The 17,381-nt window shown below is 41.5% G+C and carries 15 protein-coding genes and 1 tRNA gene; 13 read left to right on the top strand and 3 right to left on the bottom strand.

Going from position 1 to position 17,381, the window contains the following annotated elements; genetic code table 11:
* Nucleotides 1–109: 109 nt before the first annotated feature.
* The 8 genes from O3652_RS02990 (at nt 110) to O3652_RS02955 (ending at nt 9,339) form a co-directional block, all read left to right on the top strand.
* Nucleotides 110–1,096: a GMP reductase gene (locus O3652_RS02990; protein ID WP_000931163.1), complete on the top strand. Its 987-nt coding sequence runs from the start codon at nt 110–112 to the stop codon at nt 1,094–1,096.
* Nucleotides 1,097–1,163: 67 nt separating this feature from the next.
* Nucleotides 1,164–1,235: transfer RNA gene (locus O3652_RS02985), tRNA-Arg, on the top strand.
* Between the two features lie 183 nt (nt 1,236–1,418).
* Nucleotides 1,419–2,117, top strand: a complete 699-nt coding sequence (gene rnc / locus O3652_RS02980) for a ribonuclease III (RefSeq protein WP_070567509.1) — start codon at nt 1,419–1,421, stop codon at nt 2,115–2,117.
* Nucleotides 2,108–5,647, top strand: coding sequence for a chromosome segregation protein SMC (smc, locus tag O3652_RS02975; protein ID WP_084937713.1), 3,540 nt, complete (start codon nt 2,108–2,110; stop codon nt 5,645–5,647). The genes rnc and smc overlap by 10 nt, the downstream gene beginning before the upstream one ends.
* A gap of 143 nt (nt 5,648–5,790) precedes the next feature.
* A complete protein-coding gene (locus tag O3652_RS02970; protein ID WP_070567505.1) occupies nt 5,791–6,741 on the top strand; it encodes a bifunctional riboflavin kinase/FAD synthetase in 951 nt (316 codons plus the stop codon).
* Between the two features lie 134 nt (nt 6,742–6,875).
* Entirely contained in the window at nt 6,876–7,649 is a 774-nt protein-coding gene (locus O3652_RS02965; protein WP_125413118.1) for a nucleotidyltransferase domain-containing protein, read from the top strand.
* A gap of 8 nt (nt 7,650–7,657) precedes the next feature.
* Complete coding sequence (locus tag O3652_RS02960) at nt 7,658–8,710, top strand: hypothetical protein (RefSeq protein WP_371590055.1); 1,053 nt, start codon at nt 7,658–7,660, stop codon at nt 8,708–8,710.
* A 17-nt stretch (nt 8,711–8,727) separates the two neighbouring features.
* Nucleotides 8,728–9,339, top strand: coding sequence for a tetratricopeptide repeat protein (locus O3652_RS02955; protein ID WP_371590054.1), 612 nt, complete (start codon nt 8,728–8,730; stop codon nt 9,337–9,339).
* Between the two features lie 20 nt (nt 9,340–9,359).
* On the opposite strand, the gene O3652_RS02950 is transcribed toward O3652_RS02955, so the two are convergent.
* The 3 genes from O3652_RS02950 to O3652_RS02940 are packed head-to-tail and all read right to left on the bottom strand — an operon-like array spanning nt 9,360 to nt 11,209.
* Nucleotides 9,360–10,175, bottom strand: coding sequence for a TIGR03943 family protein (locus tag O3652_RS02950; RefSeq protein ID WP_000984354.1), 816 nt, complete (start codon nt 10,173–10,175; stop codon nt 9,360–9,362).
* Nucleotides 10,172–11,077 (bottom strand): permease, encoded by a 906-nt coding sequence (locus O3652_RS02945; RefSeq protein WP_000151876.1) that lies wholly within the window; start codon nt 11,075–11,077, stop codon nt 10,172–10,174. Before O3652_RS02945 ends, O3652_RS02950 begins: the two co-directional genes overlap by 4 nt.
* Nucleotides 11,078–11,209 (bottom strand): SPJ_0845 family protein, encoded by a 132-nt coding sequence (locus O3652_RS02940; RefSeq protein WP_000268696.1) that lies wholly within the window; start codon nt 11,207–11,209, stop codon nt 11,078–11,080.
* Nucleotides 11,210–11,339: 130 nt separating this feature from the next.
* Here O3652_RS02940 and O3652_RS02935 point away from each other — a divergent pair, with 130 nt between their 5' ends.
* From O3652_RS02935 to O3652_RS02915, 5 genes are all read left to right on the top strand, one after another.
* Nucleotides 11,340–13,469 carry a Tex family protein gene (locus O3652_RS02935; RefSeq protein WP_000359115.1) on the top strand — a complete coding sequence of 710 codons (2,130 nt, stop codon included), beginning with the start codon at nt 11,340–11,342 and terminating at the stop codon, nt 13,467–13,469.
* The gene (locus tag O3652_RS02930; protein WP_000778613.1) at nt 13,456–13,899 is read left to right on the top strand and encodes a SprT family protein; all 444 of its coding nucleotides are present in this window, start codon (nt 13,456–13,458) and stop codon (nt 13,897–13,899) included. Before O3652_RS02935 ends, O3652_RS02930 begins: the two co-directional genes overlap by 14 nt.
* A 59-nt stretch (nt 13,900–13,958) precedes the next feature.
* Nucleotides 13,959–14,231 carry a PspC domain-containing protein gene (locus O3652_RS02925; protein WP_001092787.1) on the top strand — a complete coding sequence of 91 codons (273 nt, stop codon included), beginning with the start codon at nt 13,959–13,961 and terminating at the stop codon, nt 14,229–14,231.
* Nucleotides 14,232–14,611: 380 nt separating this feature from the next.
* On the top strand, nt 14,612–15,370 hold the full coding sequence (locus O3652_RS02920) for an ABC transporter ATP-binding protein (RefSeq protein ID WP_000173369.1): 759 nt from the start codon (nt 14,612–14,614) through the stop codon (nt 15,368–15,370).
* 1 nt (nt 15,371) lies between these two features.
* A complete protein-coding gene (locus O3652_RS02915; RefSeq protein ID WP_084857552.1) occupies nt 15,372–17,360 on the top strand; it encodes an FtsX-like permease family protein in 1,989 nt (662 codons plus the stop codon).
* The last annotated feature ends 21 nt before the right edge of the window (nt 17,361–17,381 follow it).

The following is a 17,381-nucleotide window of genomic DNA, read 5'->3' as shown; positions in this document are numbered from 1 at the left end:
ATTTGACAAAAACTGTACTTTGGTTTATAATATGTCAAGGAAACGTCGGAAAAAGGCGTAGGGATGCGTAAGCATAGGTAGGTCATTACAAAAGAAACGAGACAGCGATATGTTAAATGAATTTCCAATTTTTGATTACGAAGATATTCAGTTGATCCCAAATAAATGTGTCATTAAAAGCCGTGCAGAAGCAGACACAAGCGTCACACTTGGAAATCACACTTTCAAACTACCTGTTGTACCTGCAAATATGCAGACGATTTTGGATGAGAACGTAGCAGAACAACTGGCTAAAGGTGGCTACTTCTACATTATGCATCGTTTTGATGAGGCTGGGCGCATTCCTTTTATCAAACGCATGCACGATCAAGGGCTCATTGCTTCTATTTCAGTCGGTGTCAAGGATTACGAGTATGATTTTGTTAGCCAACTCAAGGCTGATGCTCCTGAGTATATCACGATTGACATTGCCCATGGTCATGCGGATAGCGTGATTTCTATGATCCAACACATCAAGAAAGAATTACCAGATACTTTTGTCATTGCTGGTAACGTAGGAACACCAGAAGCTGTGCGTGAATTGGAAAATGCTGGAGCGGATGCCACTAAGGTTGGAATCGGTCCTGGTAAGGTTTGTATTACCAAGGTCAAGACAGGTTTTGGTACAGGTGGCTGGCAGTTGGCAGCCCTTCGCTGGTGTGCTAAGGCTGCTCGCAAACCGATCATCGCTGATGGTGGCATTCGTACTCATGGTGATATTGCCAAGTCTATCCGTTTCGGTGCCAGCATGGTCATGATTGGTTCCCTATTTGCAGGACATATCGAAAGCCCTGGAAAGACAATCGAAGTTGATGGGGAACAGTTCAAAGAATACTATGGTTCAGCTTCTCAATACCAAAAGGGAGCATATAAAAATGTGGAAGGTAAGCGAATCTTACTGCCTGCTAAAGGGCATTTGCAAGACACCCTTACCGAGATGGAACAGGACTTGCAAAGTGCTATCTCTTATGCAGGTGGACGCAAGGTTGCTGACCTCAAACACGTTGATTATGTTATCGTGAAAAACTCTATCTGGAACGGGGACGCATCCCACTAATGGACGCTTAGTCTACCCATAAAAAACTTGTTATTAGAGCAAATTTCTGTTATAATAAGACAAGTTTCCACCCTTAGTGTAATGGATATCACGTAAGATTCCGGTTCTTGAGATGGGGGTTCGATTCCCTCAGGGTGGATGTAAATAGCCTATGAAAGCCTTAAATAAGGCTTTTTTCTTTATCTCGTCCCAAGTTTTTCCCTAAAAATGAAAAGTTTGTTCTAAAAAATGTTCAAATCCCCTTCACTCTCGTTTTAAAGTGACTCAGGGGGCTTTTTTTGATATAATAAAAGAGACCGTTATCAGTTAGAAAGAGGTTGGTATGAAAGAATTACAAACTGTACTAAAGAAGCGTTTTGCAATCGAATTTGCAGATAAAAAGCTACTAGAAACTGCCTTTACTCATACGAGTTATGCCAATGAGCACCGCCTCTTAAAAATTTCACACAATGAGCGCTTGGAATTTTTAGGAGACGCTGTTCTGCAATTATTGATTTCAGAATACCTGTATAAAAAATATCCTAAGAAACCTGAGGGAGATTTGTCTAAGCTCCGTGCTATGATTGTCCGTGAGGAGAGTTTGGCTGGTTTTGCGCGTGATTGCCAGTTTGATCAGTTTATCAAGCTAGGAAAAGGAGAAGAAAAGTCTGGTGGGCGCAATCGTGACACCATTCTTGGAGATGCCTTTGAAGCCTTTTTGGGAGCATTGCTTTTGGACAAGGATGTTGCTAGAGTAAAAGAGTTCATCTATCAGGTCATGATTCCCAAGGTTGAAGCAGGTGACTTTGAAATGATTAAGGATTACAAGACACACCTGCAAGAGTTGCTCCAGGTCAATGGAGATGTGGATATTCGCTACCAGGTGACCTCTGAGACGGGGCCTGCCCATGATAAGGTTTTTGATGTAGAAGTTCTTGTTGAGGGCAAGAGTATCGGAAAAGGTCAAGGACGTTCTAAAAAATTGGCAGAACAAGAGGCCGCAAAAAATGCAGTTGAGAAAGGGCTGGATTCATGTATTTAAAGGAGATTGAGATTCAGGGATTCAAGTCCTTTGCTGACAAGACAAAGGTCGTCTTTGACCAAGGTGTGACAGCTGTCGTTGGGCCAAATGGTTCTGGGAAGTCAAATATCACAGAAAGTCTGCGATGGGCACTGGGGGAGTCCAGTGTCAAGAGCCTTCGTGGTGGCAAGATGCCCGATGTCATTTTTGCTGGGACTGAAAGTCGTAAACCGCTCAATTATGCCTCTGTTGTCGTGACCTTGGATAATGAAGATGGTTTTATCAAGGATTCGGGGCAAGTTATTAAGGTAGAACGCCATATCTATCGTAGTGGAGATAGCGAGTATCGAATTGACGGAAAGAAAGTGCGCTTGCGTGATATCCACGACCTCTTCTTGGATACTGGTTTGGGACGGGATTCCTTCTCCATCATTTCCCAAGGGAAGGTTGAGGAGATTTTTAATTCCAAGCCAGAGGAACGCCGTGCTATTTTTGAAGAAGCTGCGGGTGTTTTGAAATACAAGACTCGCCGAAAAGAAACAGAAAGCAAACTGCAACAAACTCAAGACAATCTCGACCGCTTAGAGGACATTATCTATGAGTTGGACAATCAAATCAAGCCCCTTGCAAAACAAGCCGAGAATGCTAGGAAGTTTCTAGACTTGGATGGTCAACGTAAGGCGATTTACTTGGATGTACTGGTTGCCCAAATCAAGGAAAATAAGGCCGAACTAGAGCTGACAGAAGAAGAGCTAACGCAAGTTCAGGAACTCTTGACTAGCTATTACCAAAAGCGTGAAGAGTTAGAAGAAGAAAATCAAACTCTTAAAAAGAAACGCCAAGATCTCCAAGCTCAAATATCCAAAGACCAAGGAAGTTTGATGGATCTGACAAATCTGATAAGTGATTTAGAACGAAAATTAGCCCTATCAAAACTGGAGTCCGAGCAAGTAGCCCTCAATCAACAAGAAGCACAAGCCCGTTTGACTGCTTTGGAAGATAAGAGAAAGACTCTAAGTACAGAGAAATCTGAAAAAGAAGTGAACTTGGCACAGTTAGAGGAAAATCTAGCTGAAAATAACAAGGAACTCAATCGTTTAGAAGCAGAATTGCTATCTTTTTCAGATGATCCTGACCAGATGATTGAGCTCTTGCGCGAACGTTTTGTGGCGCTTTTACAAGAAGAAGCGGATGTCTCAAACCAACTGACCCGCATCGAGAATGAACTGGAAAACAGCCGTCAACTATCTCAAAAACAAGCAGATCAACTTGAGAAATTGAAAGAACAACTGGCTACAGCTAAAGAAAAGGCCAGTCAACAACAGGCTGAGCTTGAAACTGCCAAGGAGCAGGTTCAAAAACTATTGGCAGACTACCAAGCTAGTGCCAAGGAACAAGAGGAACAGAAAGTTTCTTTCCAAGCTCAGCAGAGCCAACTCTTTGACCGTCTGGATAGTCTCAAAAACAAGCAGGCTAGAGCCCAAAGTTTAGAGAATATCCTTAGAAATCATAGCAATTTTTATGCGGGTGTTAAGAGTGTTCTCCAAGAAAAAGACCGCCTAGGTGGCATTATTGGTGCGGTTAGTGAACATTTGACTTTTGATGTTCATTATCAAACAGCTCTTGAGATTGCGCTAGGAGCAAGCAGTCAGCACATCATCGTAGAAGATGAGAAGGCGGCGACTAAGGCTATTGATTTCCTCAAGCGCAACAGAGCCGGTCGTGCAACCTTCCTTCCTTTGACGACAATTAAGGCGCGTACAATCTCTAATCAGAATCAAGATGCTATCGCATCAAGTCCAGGCTTTCTGGGAATGGCAGATGAGTTGGTGTCGTTTGACAAGAGACTAGAAGCCATTTTTAAGAATTTGTTAGCTACGACGGCTATCTTTGACACAGTAGAACACGCGCGTACGGCAGCTCGCCAAGTTCGTTATCAGGTTCGCATGGTGACGCTTGATGGTACCGAATTGCGCACAGGTGGTTCCTACGCGGGGGGTGCCAATCGTCAAAATAACAGTATCTTCATCAAGCCAGAACTAGAGCAATTACAAAAAGAAATTGCTGAGGAAGAAGCTAACTTGCGGTCAGAAGAAGCGAGTTTGAAGACTTTGCAAGATGAGATGGCGGTATTGGCAGAAAGATTAGAAGCTATCAAATCTCAGGGTGAGCAAGCTCGTATTCAGGAGCAAGGTTTGTATCTTGCTTATCAACAAACCAATCAGCAGGTCGAAGAACTGGAAACGCTTTGGAAACTTCAAGAAGAGGAATTAAATCGCCTATCTGAAGGAGATTGGCAAGCGGACAGGGAAAAATGCCAAGAGCGCCTCGCTACTATCGCCAGTGAAAAGCAAAATCTGGAAGCTGAGATTGAAGAGATTAAGTCTAACAAAAACGCTATTCAAGAACGTTATCAAAACTTGCAGGAACAGATTTCTCAAGCGCGCCTGCTTAAGTCAGAACTGCAAGGACAAAAGCGGTACGAAGTTACTGATATTGAACGCTTAGATAAGGAATTGGATAACCTCAATCTCGAACAAGAGGAAATTCAGCGCCTTCTCCAAGAAAAGGTTGATAATCTTGAGAAAGTGGATACGGATTTGCTAAGCCAGCAGGTGGAAGAGGCCAAAACTCAGAAAGCCAATCTTCAACAAGGTCTGATTCGCAAGCAGTTTGAATTAGATGATATCGAGGGTCAACTGGATGATATTGCCAGCCATTTGGACCAGGCTCGCCAGCAGAATGAGGAGTGGATTCGTAAACAGACACGTGCTGAAGCCAAAAAGGAAAAGGTCAGCGAACACTTGCGCTATCTACAAGCTCAATTAACTGACCAGTACCAGATCAGCTACACTGAGGCTCTAGAAAAAGCGCATAAACTGGAAGATCTCAATCTGGCAGAGCAAGAGGTTAAAGATCTTGAGAAGGCTATTCGCTCGCTGGGTCCTGTCAACTTAGACGCTATTGACCAGTACGAAGAAGTTCACAACCGTCTGGACTTCCTCAATAGTCAACGAGATGATATTTTGTCTGCGAAAAACCTACTCCTTGAGACCATCACAGAGATGAATGATGAGGTTAAGGAGCGCTTCAAATCAACCTTTGAGGCTATTCGTGAGTCCTTTAAAGTGACCTTTAGACAGATGTTTGGCGGTGGTCAGGCAGACTTGATATTGACTGAGGGCGATCTTTTAACAGCTGGTGTGGAGATTTCTGTTCAACCACCAGGTAAGAAAATCCAATCTCTCAACCTCATGAGTGGTGGTGAAAAAGCCCTATCTGCTCTGGCTCTGCTATTCTCAATCATCCGAGTTAAGACCATTCCTTTCGTCATCTTGGACGAGGTAGAGGCGGCGCTGGACGAAGCCAATGTTAAACGCTTTGGGGACTATCTCAACCGCTTTGACAAGGATAGTCAGTTTATCGTCGTAACCCACCGTAAGGGGACGATGGCGGCGGCGGACTCTATCTATGGAGTTACCATGCAAGAATCAGGTGTTTCTAAGATTGTTTCGGTTAAGTTAAAAGATATGGAAGAAACAATAGACTAGTTACCAAATGATAGCATCTCTTATGAGGTGCTATTTTTTTAAACTAAAGTGCTAAATTTTCTCTTACGGTCAGTTCAGGTGCAAAAAACAACATTTGGGATTTCCTCTTAGCGAAAAGACTTTCTCTATGATATAATAGTTTCATGATTACAACAGTACCTATTAAGAACGAAAAAGATATTGCAGTACCAGGGAAAACAGTCCTTGTACTAGGTTATTTTGATGGTATCCACAAGGGACATCAGAAACTCTTTGAAGTGGCCAGCAAGGCTTCGATGAAGGATTATCTGCCAGTTGTCGTGATGACCTTTACAGAATCGCCAAAACTTGCCTTACAACCTTACCAACCTGAACTCATGCTTCACATCGTCAATCATGAGGAACGAGAGCACAAGATGAAGTGGCACGGAGTAGAGGCTCTTTTCTTACTTGACTTTAGTAGCAAATTTGCCAATCTAACCGGTCAAGAATTCTTTGATACCTATGTTCGAGCTTTAAAACCAGCGATTATTGTAGCAGGATTTGACTATACCTTTGGCTCAGATAAGAAAGCTGCGGATGACCTGAAGGACTATTTTGATGGAGAGATCATCATTGTTCCTCCAGTTGAGGATGAAAAGGGCAAGATTAGTTCTACACGGATTCGTCAGGCTATTCTTGATGGAGATGTAAAGGAAGTCAATCATCTGCTCGGCACACCGCTCCCATCTCGTGGGATGGTCGTTCATGGAAATGCTCGTGGGCGGACTATTGGTTATCCAACAGCCAATCTGGTCCTAAGAGACCGAACTTACATGCCAGCGGACGGTGTTTACGTAGTCGATATCGAAGTGCAACGTCAGAGATATCGTGGAATGGCGAGCGTTGGCAAAAATGTTACCTTTGATGGAGAAGAACCACGTTTTGAAGTCAATATTTTCGACTTTTCAGACGATATTTACGGTGAGACAGTCATGGTCTACTGGCTGGATCGTATCCGCGATATGGTCAAATTTGACTCCATCGACGAGCTCGTAGACCAACTCCAGAAAGACGAAGAAATTGCTCGGAACTGGAAGGATGGAGAATCTGTCATTCAAGGGTCTCAGGTATAGAAAATGTCTGAAAAAGCTACTAGGAGGATTAGTTTTTTTTAGTAGTTTTGAAAGTGTGATATAATGCACTTTCAGTCCTCTTAGTTACCTATTTTAGTAACTATTTATGTCCAAATTATAGACGAGGCTTTATTATGCAAACGCAAGAAGAAATGAATATTTTGGTACCGGAAAAATTAGCAGAAATTGAGCGTGATTATGGTGTTAGAGTTTTATGGGCTATTGAGTCTGGTAGTCGTGCTTGGGGTTTTGAGTCTCCCGATAGTGACTTTGATGTACGATTTATCTACAAACACAAGCAAGATTTTTATCTCCGTTTGAATGAACAGCGTGATGTTATCGAGCTACCAATTGACGATACTTGGGATGTGAGTGGTTGGGATTTAGACAAGACTTTAAAACTCCTTTATAAGTCAAATCCTACACTGTTTGAATGGTTACAGTCACCAATTGTCTATCAACAAACGGATTTTATCGAGCGCATGCGTCCTCTTGCCAACCAGTATTTTTCTGAGAAGAAAATGCTCCACCATTACTTGAACACTGCTAGAACTCAAATGAATAAGTATCTTTCAGGAGACAAGGTCAAACCTAAAAAGTATTTCTATGCGCTGCGTCCCATTTTGGCTTGTCGTTGGATTGAAAAATACCATTCTGTTCCACCGATTTTGTTTGATGATTTGGTCAAAGAATTACTTCCGTCTCAAATGCAGGAGCATGTTTCAAGATTGCTAGACATTAAGATAAATGAGCCTGAAGGTATGGAAATTGATCCGATTATGCCAATTCAAGATTATATTTTAGCTAATATCCAAGAGCTAGATGCATACGTTCAAAGTGTTAGCGAGGAAAAGAAAGACTGGAGAGCTCTAAATCAATTTTTCCTTGAAGAATTAGAGCACGACTGAGGTTTTTTATGGGTAAATGGACATGTAAATGTGGGCAAGCTATGAATGATCACCGAGCGCCCGATCCAAATGCTTATTCAGTTTATTCAGATGAGTTGTTTGAAGAAATCATAAATAAAGCTGACGACCATAATAAAATTTCTTATGATGATATTTCTGAAGCGTCATTTTATATGTGGAAGTGCCCTGAGTGTGGCAGTTTCATGGTTTTTGGAGAAGACGGGGATGGAGATCACTTTACTTTTTATGAGCGCCAAGAAGTAGACAAGGTAGAGCCTCTCTTTGATCCAGATCAAGAGTTAAATCTTGTTGTGGTTGAGTTTCAGGAGGGAGGGAATGGCTATACGTATATCTGTGATGACCCAAATATCCATATAGGACACGCTGTTATTGTCCCAGTCGGGAAGGAAAATACTGAAAAAACTGCTTTAGTTGTACAGAAGTATCATGCCCTACCAAAGGATATCACTTTTCCTGTTGAAAAGTTAAAACGTGTCGTTCGTAGGTATTCACATTTCGACCCAATCACTTCGAAAAACGTTTTTAGAAATTTAAAAAAGCTAGGAAGAATTCTAGATGTTTGCTCTAAAAACGCTAACCCCAACTCTCAGCAAACATATTATAGTATCAAAACTCCTTTAGGATATTTCTGGTTAGAATTAAATGGAGTTCCGATTCCAATGAAAATCACACAGATTCAAGTCAGAGATAAAAAGTACCAAGTTGATAGCGCCCTTTATATAAAACCTTCAGAGATTAATTGTAGAAGATTCTATGAACTGGAATTATGTGCAGATTTTGATATTGATGCCTCGAGATGGATCGATGTTCTTTCTGATGAAAATGTTTGGGGCAATAGCTGGGAACTAAATGGTCTTCAATTTGGTATTACTGCAGGGGAATCTCCAGAATTTGAAGACGAAGTTGTTGCAAGAAAATATAGTCGTATCCCACTTTATTATGACTGGCACCCTGAATTTGAAGATTATTATGGATTCAGTTTAGCTTGGAAAAAATACAAGTCTGATAGCGATTTATCAATAGATTTCTATACAACGTAAGAAGCAGGAGGATATGTATGAATCAAGCATGGGATTTATTGTTTGAGGGCAAGATTGAAGAGGCTAAAAAATTAGTTGAGGCTGATTTTTCATTGGAAACTTGCACGGATTTTAGTTTGTTAAATTTGATGGGGTATATTTATCTTGAAGAGCAAAAATACAACGAGTGCTTAAGTATCTATCAGCGTTACATTGACTTAGCACGAACTAAAGGCGACCCAGAAAATGAACATATAGGCTATCATCAGTTAGCCATGGTTTATCGTGAAATGAATGAATTTCAAACAGCCCTTTTCTATATCGAAAGAGAGCAAAAAATCATTGAAGAAGCTTTTACAGAGGATACCCTCAAATCTTCTGTTAACAATTATGAGCAAGGTTATTTACGATTAAAGCTAGGGAAAGTAGCAGAAGCATTCATGTATATGGAACAGTCCTTAAAACAAGCTTTGCAAACAGATGATTTGATTGCCCAAGCTTGTGCTTATAGAGGTTTAGGAGAGATTGGTTCGATACAAAATCCTGAAGAATCACATGAAAATTTTTTACAAGCTATCGCTCTTTTTGAAAAGGCAGGCGATCAGATTGGTGCTCAAGAGGTTAGAAAATTGCTAAATAATAAAAAGTAGCCTGTTCAGGCTACTTTTTATTAAAACACGCGATAGACATAAGGATTTTCTGGTTTGTCTACTTTTGTGAAACTCTCAACCTCTAGTGTTGGGAGTTTTTGTTTGAGCTCTTTATGGTAGTGGAGAGTCAGGGTTCCGCTAGCGGTGATCCAAGTATTGTCAGGATACTGGCGTGAGTTCCCCTTTGTCAAGAGTCCATATACACCAGAATCGGCGATACAGTGGATGATTCCAAAGCGAAAGAGGAACTGGCTATCTGGATGGCTAGGATCGTTATAGACAAAGCCTGTAAATTCGATTTTCTTTCCTTCAAACTCTTGAGGGTAGTCATAGAGAACTTCCATGACCTCCATATAGTTTTCATCAGTGATTTGAATGGTTGGTTGGGTGAGGTATTTGTCAGCTGTAGACCTCATTTCCTTTTCATAAGCAGATTTGGAAAAATAGGTGCTGGTATCGGGTTTGAGGTATTGACTGGATGTTCCTTCGCTTGCCTGAATAGCAGTATCGATTCCCTCAGCAAGTGGGAAATGGTATCCCTTAGCAGACACGGTTCTCGAGTCCAAACTTACTGTCGGAAAGGCAACCCCAATCAACAGAGGTAGTGACAGTAAAAGGAGGCTGATTCGTCTAGCTCGACGACTTTCTAAATGGCTGTGAGAGTTGATTTTCTTGATCCAGATATAGAATTGGACCAGAGCCAATAGAAGAGAAAGGAGCATGGAAATATAGACTAGATAGGAATAGTGGAGGTTAATGTAGTGACTGAGCTTGCCAGAAAGCTGCAGATACAGAGTTAGGGCAAAATAACCCAGTAAAATGAAAAATCGCATCATAGCAACACTCCAAACATGTAAGAATAAAGCAAGACAAGCACTGTCACAATACCCATAAATTGCCAGATGAAGCGCACTTTGAGATAGTGTTTCATCATGAGGAGATTTTTGATATCAAGCATGGGGCCTATGATCAGAAAGGCAAGGACTGGCGCTAGGCCGAAGCTCGAGAGGAGAGAAGCTCCGATAAAGGCGTCCGCCTCGCTACAAAGAGAGAGGAGAAAGGCTAGAAACATGAGCAAGAGAATCGCAAGGACTGGACTTGCACTGATAGAGGTCAAGATCCGAGTCGGGACATAGACCTGCACGATAGCCGCAAAGAGACAGCCAAAGACCAAGTAACGCCCCATATCGAAAAACTCATCAATAGCTTGTATAAAGATCTGAAACACTTTTCTAGCGGGACCCAAGTGTGAAAAGTCATGTTCATGGCAAGCGATAGGATTCTCTTTTTGAATGGGTTCCTTCCAGAAAAATCCTAGGAAAATCCCCAGAATCAAAGCAATCACAATAGCTCCCAGAGCTCGCAAGAAGGCAAGTTTTATTGAATTGCCAAAGGCAGAATATGTGGCGAAAAGAACGATAGGATTGATGATGGGAGCAGTCACCAGAAAAGGAACCGCTGTGTAGCTGGGCACTTTCTTTTCCAGAAAACGATTGATAATCGGAACGATACCACATTCGCAAGAAGGAAAGAGAAAGCCAATGAAGGTACCAAAAAAGATCCTCCCCCAACGATTGCGAGGGAGAAACTCATAAACTTTATCAGGTGTGATATAGACCTCAATCAATCCCGAAATGAGACTCCCAATCAAGACAAAAGGAAGGGCTTCAATCATGATGGAGAGAAAAATAGCTCCCGCTTGTAATACACTAGGAGGAAGAGATTGGAAAATCGTCATCTATTTTTTCTTCTCAACTTTTTCTTTTTTATCTTTGTCATCTGGAAAAGTGACTTGTGTTAAGTCAGGAAGTTTTGCGAATTCTTCAAACATCTTGTCCAAGTCATCCGTTTTTGTAAATTTAACAGCCATGGGCCTACCTCTTTTCTACATTCTACCTCTATTATACTATTATTTTCTTGAAAAGGGATTATTTTGATAATCAAAGAGGTAAAAAAGGGTAGGGCGAAACAAGGGCTGTTCCTTATGGTATAATAGGTATATGGATAAAAAATATGAAAAAATCTCCCAAGATTTGGGTGTAACCTTAAAGCAAATCGATACCGTTCTAAGTTTGACCGCTGAAGGAGCGACAATTCCCTTTATCGCCCGTTATCGCAAGGACATGACTGGTAGTCTGGATGAGGTAGCGATTAAGGCCATTATTGATCTGGATAAAAGTCTGACAAATCTCAACGATCGTAAAGAAGCTGTCTTAGCTAAGATTCAAGAACAAGGTAAGCTAACAAAGGAATTGGAAGAAGCTATCCTTGCAGCTGAGAAATTAGCAGATGTAGAAGAACTCTATCTTCCTTATAAGGAAAAACGTCGGACCAAGGCTACCATTGCCCGTGAAGCTGGACTCTTTCCTCTTGCTCGCTTGATTTTGCAGGATGTAGCTGACTTGGAGAAAGAAGCTGAGAAGTTTGTCTGTGAAGGATTTGCGACTGGTCAAGAAGCCTTGGCTGGTGCGGTTGATATCTTGGTCGAAGCCTTATCCGAAGATGTCAATCTACGTGCTATGACCTATCAGGAAGTGTTGAGACACTCTAAAATCACTTCGCAAGTCAAGGGTGAAAATCTCGATGAAAAACAAGTTTTTCAGATTTATTATGATTTTTCAGAGACAGTTGGCAACATGCAGGGCTATCGTACCTTGGCTCTCAACCGTGGGGAAAAATTAGGTATTTTGAAGGTTGGCTTTGAACATGCGACGGACCGTATCTTATCTTTCTTTGGTGCTCGTTTTAAAGTCAAAAATGCCTATATAGATGAAGTTGTCCAACAGTCAGTTAAGAAAAAGGTATTGCCTGCTATTGAGCGACGCATTCGGACAGAGTTGACTGAGAAAGCGGAAGAAGGGGCTATCCAACTCTTTTCTGACAATCTGCGCAATCTCCTCTTGGTTGCTCCGCTGAAAGGGCGCGTGGTTCTAGGATTTGACCCAGCCTTTCGTACAGGTGCCAAGCTAGCTGTCGTTGATGCAACAGGGAAAATGCTGACGACTCAAGTCATTTATCCAGTAAAACCAGCCTCCGATCGTCAAATCGAAGAAGCCAAGCGAGACTTAGCCGACTTGATCGGTCAGTATGGCGTGGAAATTATTGCCATCGGAAATGGAACGGCCAGTCGTGAAAGTGAAGCCTTTGTGGCGGAAGTTCTGAAAGATTTTCCAGAAGTCAGCTATGTTATCGTCAATGAAAGTGGCGCTTCTGTCTATTCTGCTAGTGAACTAGCTCGTCAGGAGTTTCCAGACTTGACCGTTGAAAAACGCTCTGCTATCTCGATCGCTCGACGTTTGCAAGATCCCCTTGCTGAATTGGTCAAAATTGATCCCAAGTCAATCGGTGTCGGTCAATACCAGCACGATGTCAGTCAGAAGAAACTGTCTGAGAGTCTGGACTTTGTCGTAGATACGGTGGTTAACCAAGTCGGTGTCAATGTCAATACAGCCAGCCCAGCTCTTCTTTCCCACGTAGCTGGACTCAATAAAACCATTTCTGAAAATATCGTCAAATACCGTGAGGAAGAAGGAAAAATCACTTCACGTTCTCAAATCAAGAAGGTTCCTCGTCTAGGTGCCAAAGCCTTTGAGCAAGCTGCAGGTTTCCTCCGTATTCCTGAAAGTAGCAATATCCTTGATAATACAGGAGTTCATCCAGAGAACTATGCTGCGGTTAAGGAGCTTTTCAAACGCTTGGATATCAAGGAGTTGAATGAAGAAGCACAAAATAAGCTTAAGTCCCTTTCAGTTAAGGAGATGGCGCAAGAACTAGATCTTGGCCCAGAAACCCTTAAAGATATTATTGCCGACCTTCTCAAACCAGGTCGAGATTTCCGTGATTCTTTTGATGCACCTGTACTCCGTCAAGATGTACTGGATATCAAAGACTTAAAAGTCGGCCAGAAGCTAGAAGGTGTGGTGCGTAATGTCGTTGACTTCGGTGCCTTCGTTGATATCGGGATTCACGAGGATGGTTTGATCCATATTTCCCACATGAGTCGCAAATTTATCAAACATCCTAGTCAAGTGGTGTCTGTTGGAGATTTGGTAACGGTTTGGGTTAAGAAAATCGATACTGAACGTGAAAAAGTTAATCTGTCGCTCCTAGCTCCAGATGAAACTGACTGAGTACGTTCAGTCCGTTTCCCTCGAAGACTTTGGTAGACCTTTTACACACCAAGCCCAATGGAATTCTCGTCTGCGAACGACAGGTGGGCGATTTTTCCCTAAAGATGGGCATTTGGATTTTAATCCCAAGGTCTATAATGAACTTGGTTTGGAGGTTTTTCGGAAAATCGTGCGCCATGAACTCTGTCACTATCACCTTTATTTTCAGAAAAAGGGGTATCGGCATAAGGACCGAGATTTTAAGGAACTTTTGAAAGAAGTGGATGGACTACGCTTTGTTCCCCCTTTGAGAGCCCAAAGTAATTTCCTAGTTTATCAGTGTCAATCCTGCCAGCAACGCTATCAACGAAAGAGGAAGATTGATACCAAGTGCTATCGCTGTGGCGTCTGCCGTGGTAAACTCGTCATCCTAAATCGGCCTAAGGACTGATGTTTGTGCCCCCGTTTCATGATATACTACTTGTAAGAATACCGAAAGAGGAACAAATCATGAATACAAAATTTTATAAAATGAAACGAAATAGTATGGTATCGGGAGTTTTAGCTGGTTTATCAGACAAGTGGAATTTTGATGTAACTCTAGTCCGCTTTCTCTTTGCCATTTTTACCATATCAAATTTTGGGATTGGTGTGATTATCTACATCATCCTCGCCTCTATTCTGCCAACTAAGGAAGAGATTGAAGCAGAAATGTACGGAACAGGACCACGCAAACGTAAGGATGCTGAGGCCATTTATGACAATGATGGACGGTTTTGGTGAGTCGGATTTGGAAATAGTTTATAGATGATTTCCTTGTTTCTTGAAGAAATTAGAAAAAGTAGTGAATCCTAACCCTTGCATCCGCAAGGGTTTTCTTCTTGCCTTTCTTTTATGGTAAAATATTGATAGCGAAATTGCTTGATATTCTTCAATCTTACAAAAATGTAAGATTAAAGTCTCTTTTGTAAGGTTAGGTTATGGCAAGCCATCTTTTTTTGCGATAAACTAGACTCATAAAGAATAAAGGAGCAAAACCATGAAAAGAATTTTACAAAAGAAAACAAGAAAACCAAGTCAAAAAGATATCGAGCGTGTTCAACTGGGATGCGCTATGATGCAAGCACAGTTTCAAATGATGGGATATTAAGAAGGAGAAAATCATGACACTTTTAGATGTAAAACACGTTCAAAAAATCTACAAAACACGTTTCCAAGGAAACCAAGTCGAAGCACTCAAAGATATTCACTTTACCGTAGAAAAGGGTGACTACGTTGCCATCATGGGTGAGTCTGGTTCAGGAAAGTCAACCCTGCTCAACATCCTAGCTATGCTGGATAAACCAACTCGAGGCCAGGTTTACCTAAACGGAACAGACACAGCCACTATTAAAAATTCACAGGCTTCGAGTTTCCGTCGGGAAAAGTTGGGATTTGTCTTCCAAGACTTTAACTTGCTAGATACCCTGTCTGTTAAGGACAATATCTTGCTTCCGCTAGTATTATCACGAAAACCTATCACAGAGATGATGAAGAAATTGGTAGTAACCGCTGAAAATCTGGGCATCAACCAATTGCAAGAGAAGTACCCTTACGAGATCTCAGGAGGTCAAAAACAGCGGGTAGCAGTAGCACGCGCCATCATCACAGAACCTGAAATTCTCCTTGCGGATGAGCCAACAGGAGCCCTTGACTCCAAGTCATCTGCAGCCTTACTCGATGTATTTGATGAAATCAATGAACGCGGTCAAACTATTCTTATGGTAACCCACTCAACGGCAGCAGCCAGCAGGGCCAAGCGAGTTCTCTTTATCAAGGACGGCATTCTTTACAACCAAATTTACCGTGGAGACAAGACAGAGCGTCAGATGTTCCAAGAAATCTCTGATACTTTGACTGTTATGGCAAGCGAGGTGAATTAGTATGTTCCGATTAACCAATAAGTTAGCGGCATCCAACTTGATTAAAAACCGCAAACTCTACTATCCCTTTGCCCTTGCTGTTCTCTTAGCAGTGACCATCACCTATCTCTTTTACTCACTGTCACTTAATCCTAATATTGGCAAGATACGAGGGGGAGAAACTATCTCTATGACCCTCGCTCTCGGTATGGTGGTTGTTACCATCGCTTCTGGAATTATTGTCCTTTATGCCAATAGTTTTGTCATGAAGAACCGTTCCAAGGAGTTGGGTGTATATGGTATGCTGGGGCTTGAAAAGCGCCATTTGATCAGTATGGTTTTTAAGGAGCTTCTTATTTTTGGTTCCTTAACCTTGACAGCTGGTCTCGGTCTAGGAGCTCTCTTTGATAAGCTAATCTTTGCCCTCCTTTTGAAGTTAATGAATATGAAGGTAGAGCTCGTTTCGACTTTTCAACCAATTGTCTTTATCCTAGTTCTCATCGTCTTTGGAGCTATCTTCCTAGGTTTGATTTTTATCAATGCCTTTCGCATCGCACGCATGAATGCCCTTCAGCTCTCTCGTGAAAAAGCCAGTGGTGAGAAAAAAGGACGTTTCTTAGGTCTTCAAACCATTCTAGGTCTGATTAGTTTGGGAGCGGGTTACTACCTAGCGGTTACAGTTGAAAATCCACTTTCTGCTGTTCTGATTTTCTTCGTAGCAGTCTTGTTGGTAATTTTGGGAACTTATCTTCTCTTCAATGCAGGGATCACAGTTTTCCTACAAATCTTGAAGAAAAACAAGCGTTATTATTACCAACCTAACAACATGATTTCCGTATCCAATCTTATTTTCCGTATGAAGAAAAATGCGGTTGGTCTGGCGACGATTGCTATTCTTTCAACCATGGTCTTAGTGACTATGTCTGCTGCAACGAGTATCTTTAAAGGCTCTGAAACTTTCAAGAAAGTCATGAATCCACATGATTTTGGAATTACAGGACAGAATATTGAAAAAGAAGACATAAATAAACTCCTAGACCAGTATGCTAGTGATAAGGGATTGACTGTTACAAAGAAAGAAGTTCTTACATACAGTAGCTTTGGTGTGGCAAATCAAGAAGGTACGAAATTAACAATCTTTGACAAAGGTCAAAACCGTGTTCAACCGAAAACTGTTTTTATGGTCTTTGACCAAAAAGACTACGAGAATATGACGGGGCAAAAACTCGCACTTTCAGGAAAGGAAGTTGGATTGTTTACTAAAAACAAAGAACTTCAAGGACAGAAAGAACTGACTCTAAATAACCAGACCTACACGATCAAAGAAGAAATCAAAAAAGATTTTATTCTTGAACATGTCCCAAATCAGTACAATATTCTAACTTCGGACTATAACTATCTGGTTGTTCCTGACCTACAAGTCTTTCTTGACCAGCATCCTAATTCTTCCATCTTTAATCAATACTACGGTGGTATGAATGTAACAGCTAGTGAGGAAGAGCAACTCAAACTTGCCAACGACTATTCAAAATTCCTTGGTGATTTTAATAGAGAATTAAGCAAAGAAGGAAGCTATGTTTACGGAAGCAATCTGGCTGATAGTAGTGCGCAGATGAGTGCTCTCTTTGGTGGAGTCTTCTTCATCGGTATCTTCCTCTCTATCATCTTTATGGTGGGAACGGTTCTCGTCATCTACTACAAACAAATCTCTGAAGGCTATGAAGACCGTGAACGATTTATCATTTTGCAAAAAGTCGGTCTCGATCAAAAGCAAATCAAGCAAACCATTAATAAACAGGTCCTAACTGTTTTCTTCCTCCCATTGCTCTTTGCTTTCCTACACCTTGCCTTTGCCTATCATATGCTTAGCCTCATTCTAAAAGTCATTGGGGTACTAGATGCAACCATGATGTTGACTGTCACTCTGTCCATCTGTGCCATCTTCCTCATCGTCTATGTCTTGATCTTTATGATTACCTCAAGAAGCTATCGCAAGATTGTGCAAATGTAAAAAAAATACCTCGATGTTTAT

This window comes from Streptococcus sp. 27098_8_23, assembly GCF_041432195.1.
Taxonomy (GTDB): domain Bacteria; phylum Bacillota; class Bacilli; order Lactobacillales; family Streptococcaceae; genus Streptococcus.
The sequence above is the reverse complement of the archived record's forward strand: the minus strand, read 5'-3'. Positions and strand labels throughout refer to the sequence as shown.

Bases quoted from the DNA above. Each gene is read 5' to 3' on its own strand.
- O3652_RS02990 (WP_000931163.1), top strand. From the start codon at position 110: ATGTTAAATGAATTTCCAATTTTTGATTACGAAGATATTCAGTTGATC.
- rnc (WP_070567509.1), top strand. From the start codon at position 1,419: ATGAAAGAATTACAAACTGTACTAAAGAAGCGTTTTGCAATCGAATTT.
- smc (WP_084937713.1), top strand. From the start codon at position 2,108: ATGTATTTAAAGGAGATTGAGATTCAGGGATTCAAGTCCTTTGCTGAC.
- O3652_RS02970 (WP_070567505.1), top strand. From the start codon at position 5,791: ATGATTACAACAGTACCTATTAAGAACGAAAAAGATATTGCAGTACCA.
- O3652_RS02965 (WP_125413118.1), top strand. From the start codon at position 6,876: ATGCAAACGCAAGAAGAAATGAATATTTTGGTACCGGAAAAATTAGCA.
- O3652_RS02960 (WP_371590055.1), top strand. From the start codon at position 7,658: ATGGGTAAATGGACATGTAAATGTGGGCAAGCTATGAATGATCACCGA.
- O3652_RS02955 (WP_371590054.1), top strand. From the start codon at position 8,728: ATGAATCAAGCATGGGATTTATTGTTTGAGGGCAAGATTGAAGAGGCT.
- O3652_RS02950 (WP_000984354.1), bottom strand. From the start codon at position 10,175: ATGATGCGATTTTTCATTTTACTGGGTTATTTTGCCCTAACTCTGTAT.
- O3652_RS02945 (WP_000151876.1), bottom strand. From the start codon at position 11,077: ATGACGATTTTCCAATCTCTTCCTCCTAGTGTATTACAAGCGGGAGCT.
- O3652_RS02940 (WP_000268696.1), bottom strand. From the start codon at position 11,209: ATGGCTGTTAAATTTACAAAAACGGATGACTTGGACAAGATGTTTGAA.
- O3652_RS02935 (WP_000359115.1), top strand. From the start codon at position 11,340: ATGGATAAAAAATATGAAAAAATCTCCCAAGATTTGGGTGTAACCTTA.
- O3652_RS02930 (WP_000778613.1), top strand. From the start codon at position 13,456: ATGAAACTGACTGAGTACGTTCAGTCCGTTTCCCTCGAAGACTTTGGT.
- O3652_RS02925 (WP_001092787.1), top strand. From the start codon at position 13,959: ATGAATACAAAATTTTATAAAATGAAACGAAATAGTATGGTATCGGGA.
- O3652_RS02920 (WP_000173369.1), top strand. From the start codon at position 14,612: ATGACACTTTTAGATGTAAAACACGTTCAAAAAATCTACAAAACACGT.
- O3652_RS02915 (WP_084857552.1), top strand. From the start codon at position 15,372: ATGTTCCGATTAACCAATAAGTTAGCGGCATCCAACTTGATTAAAAAC.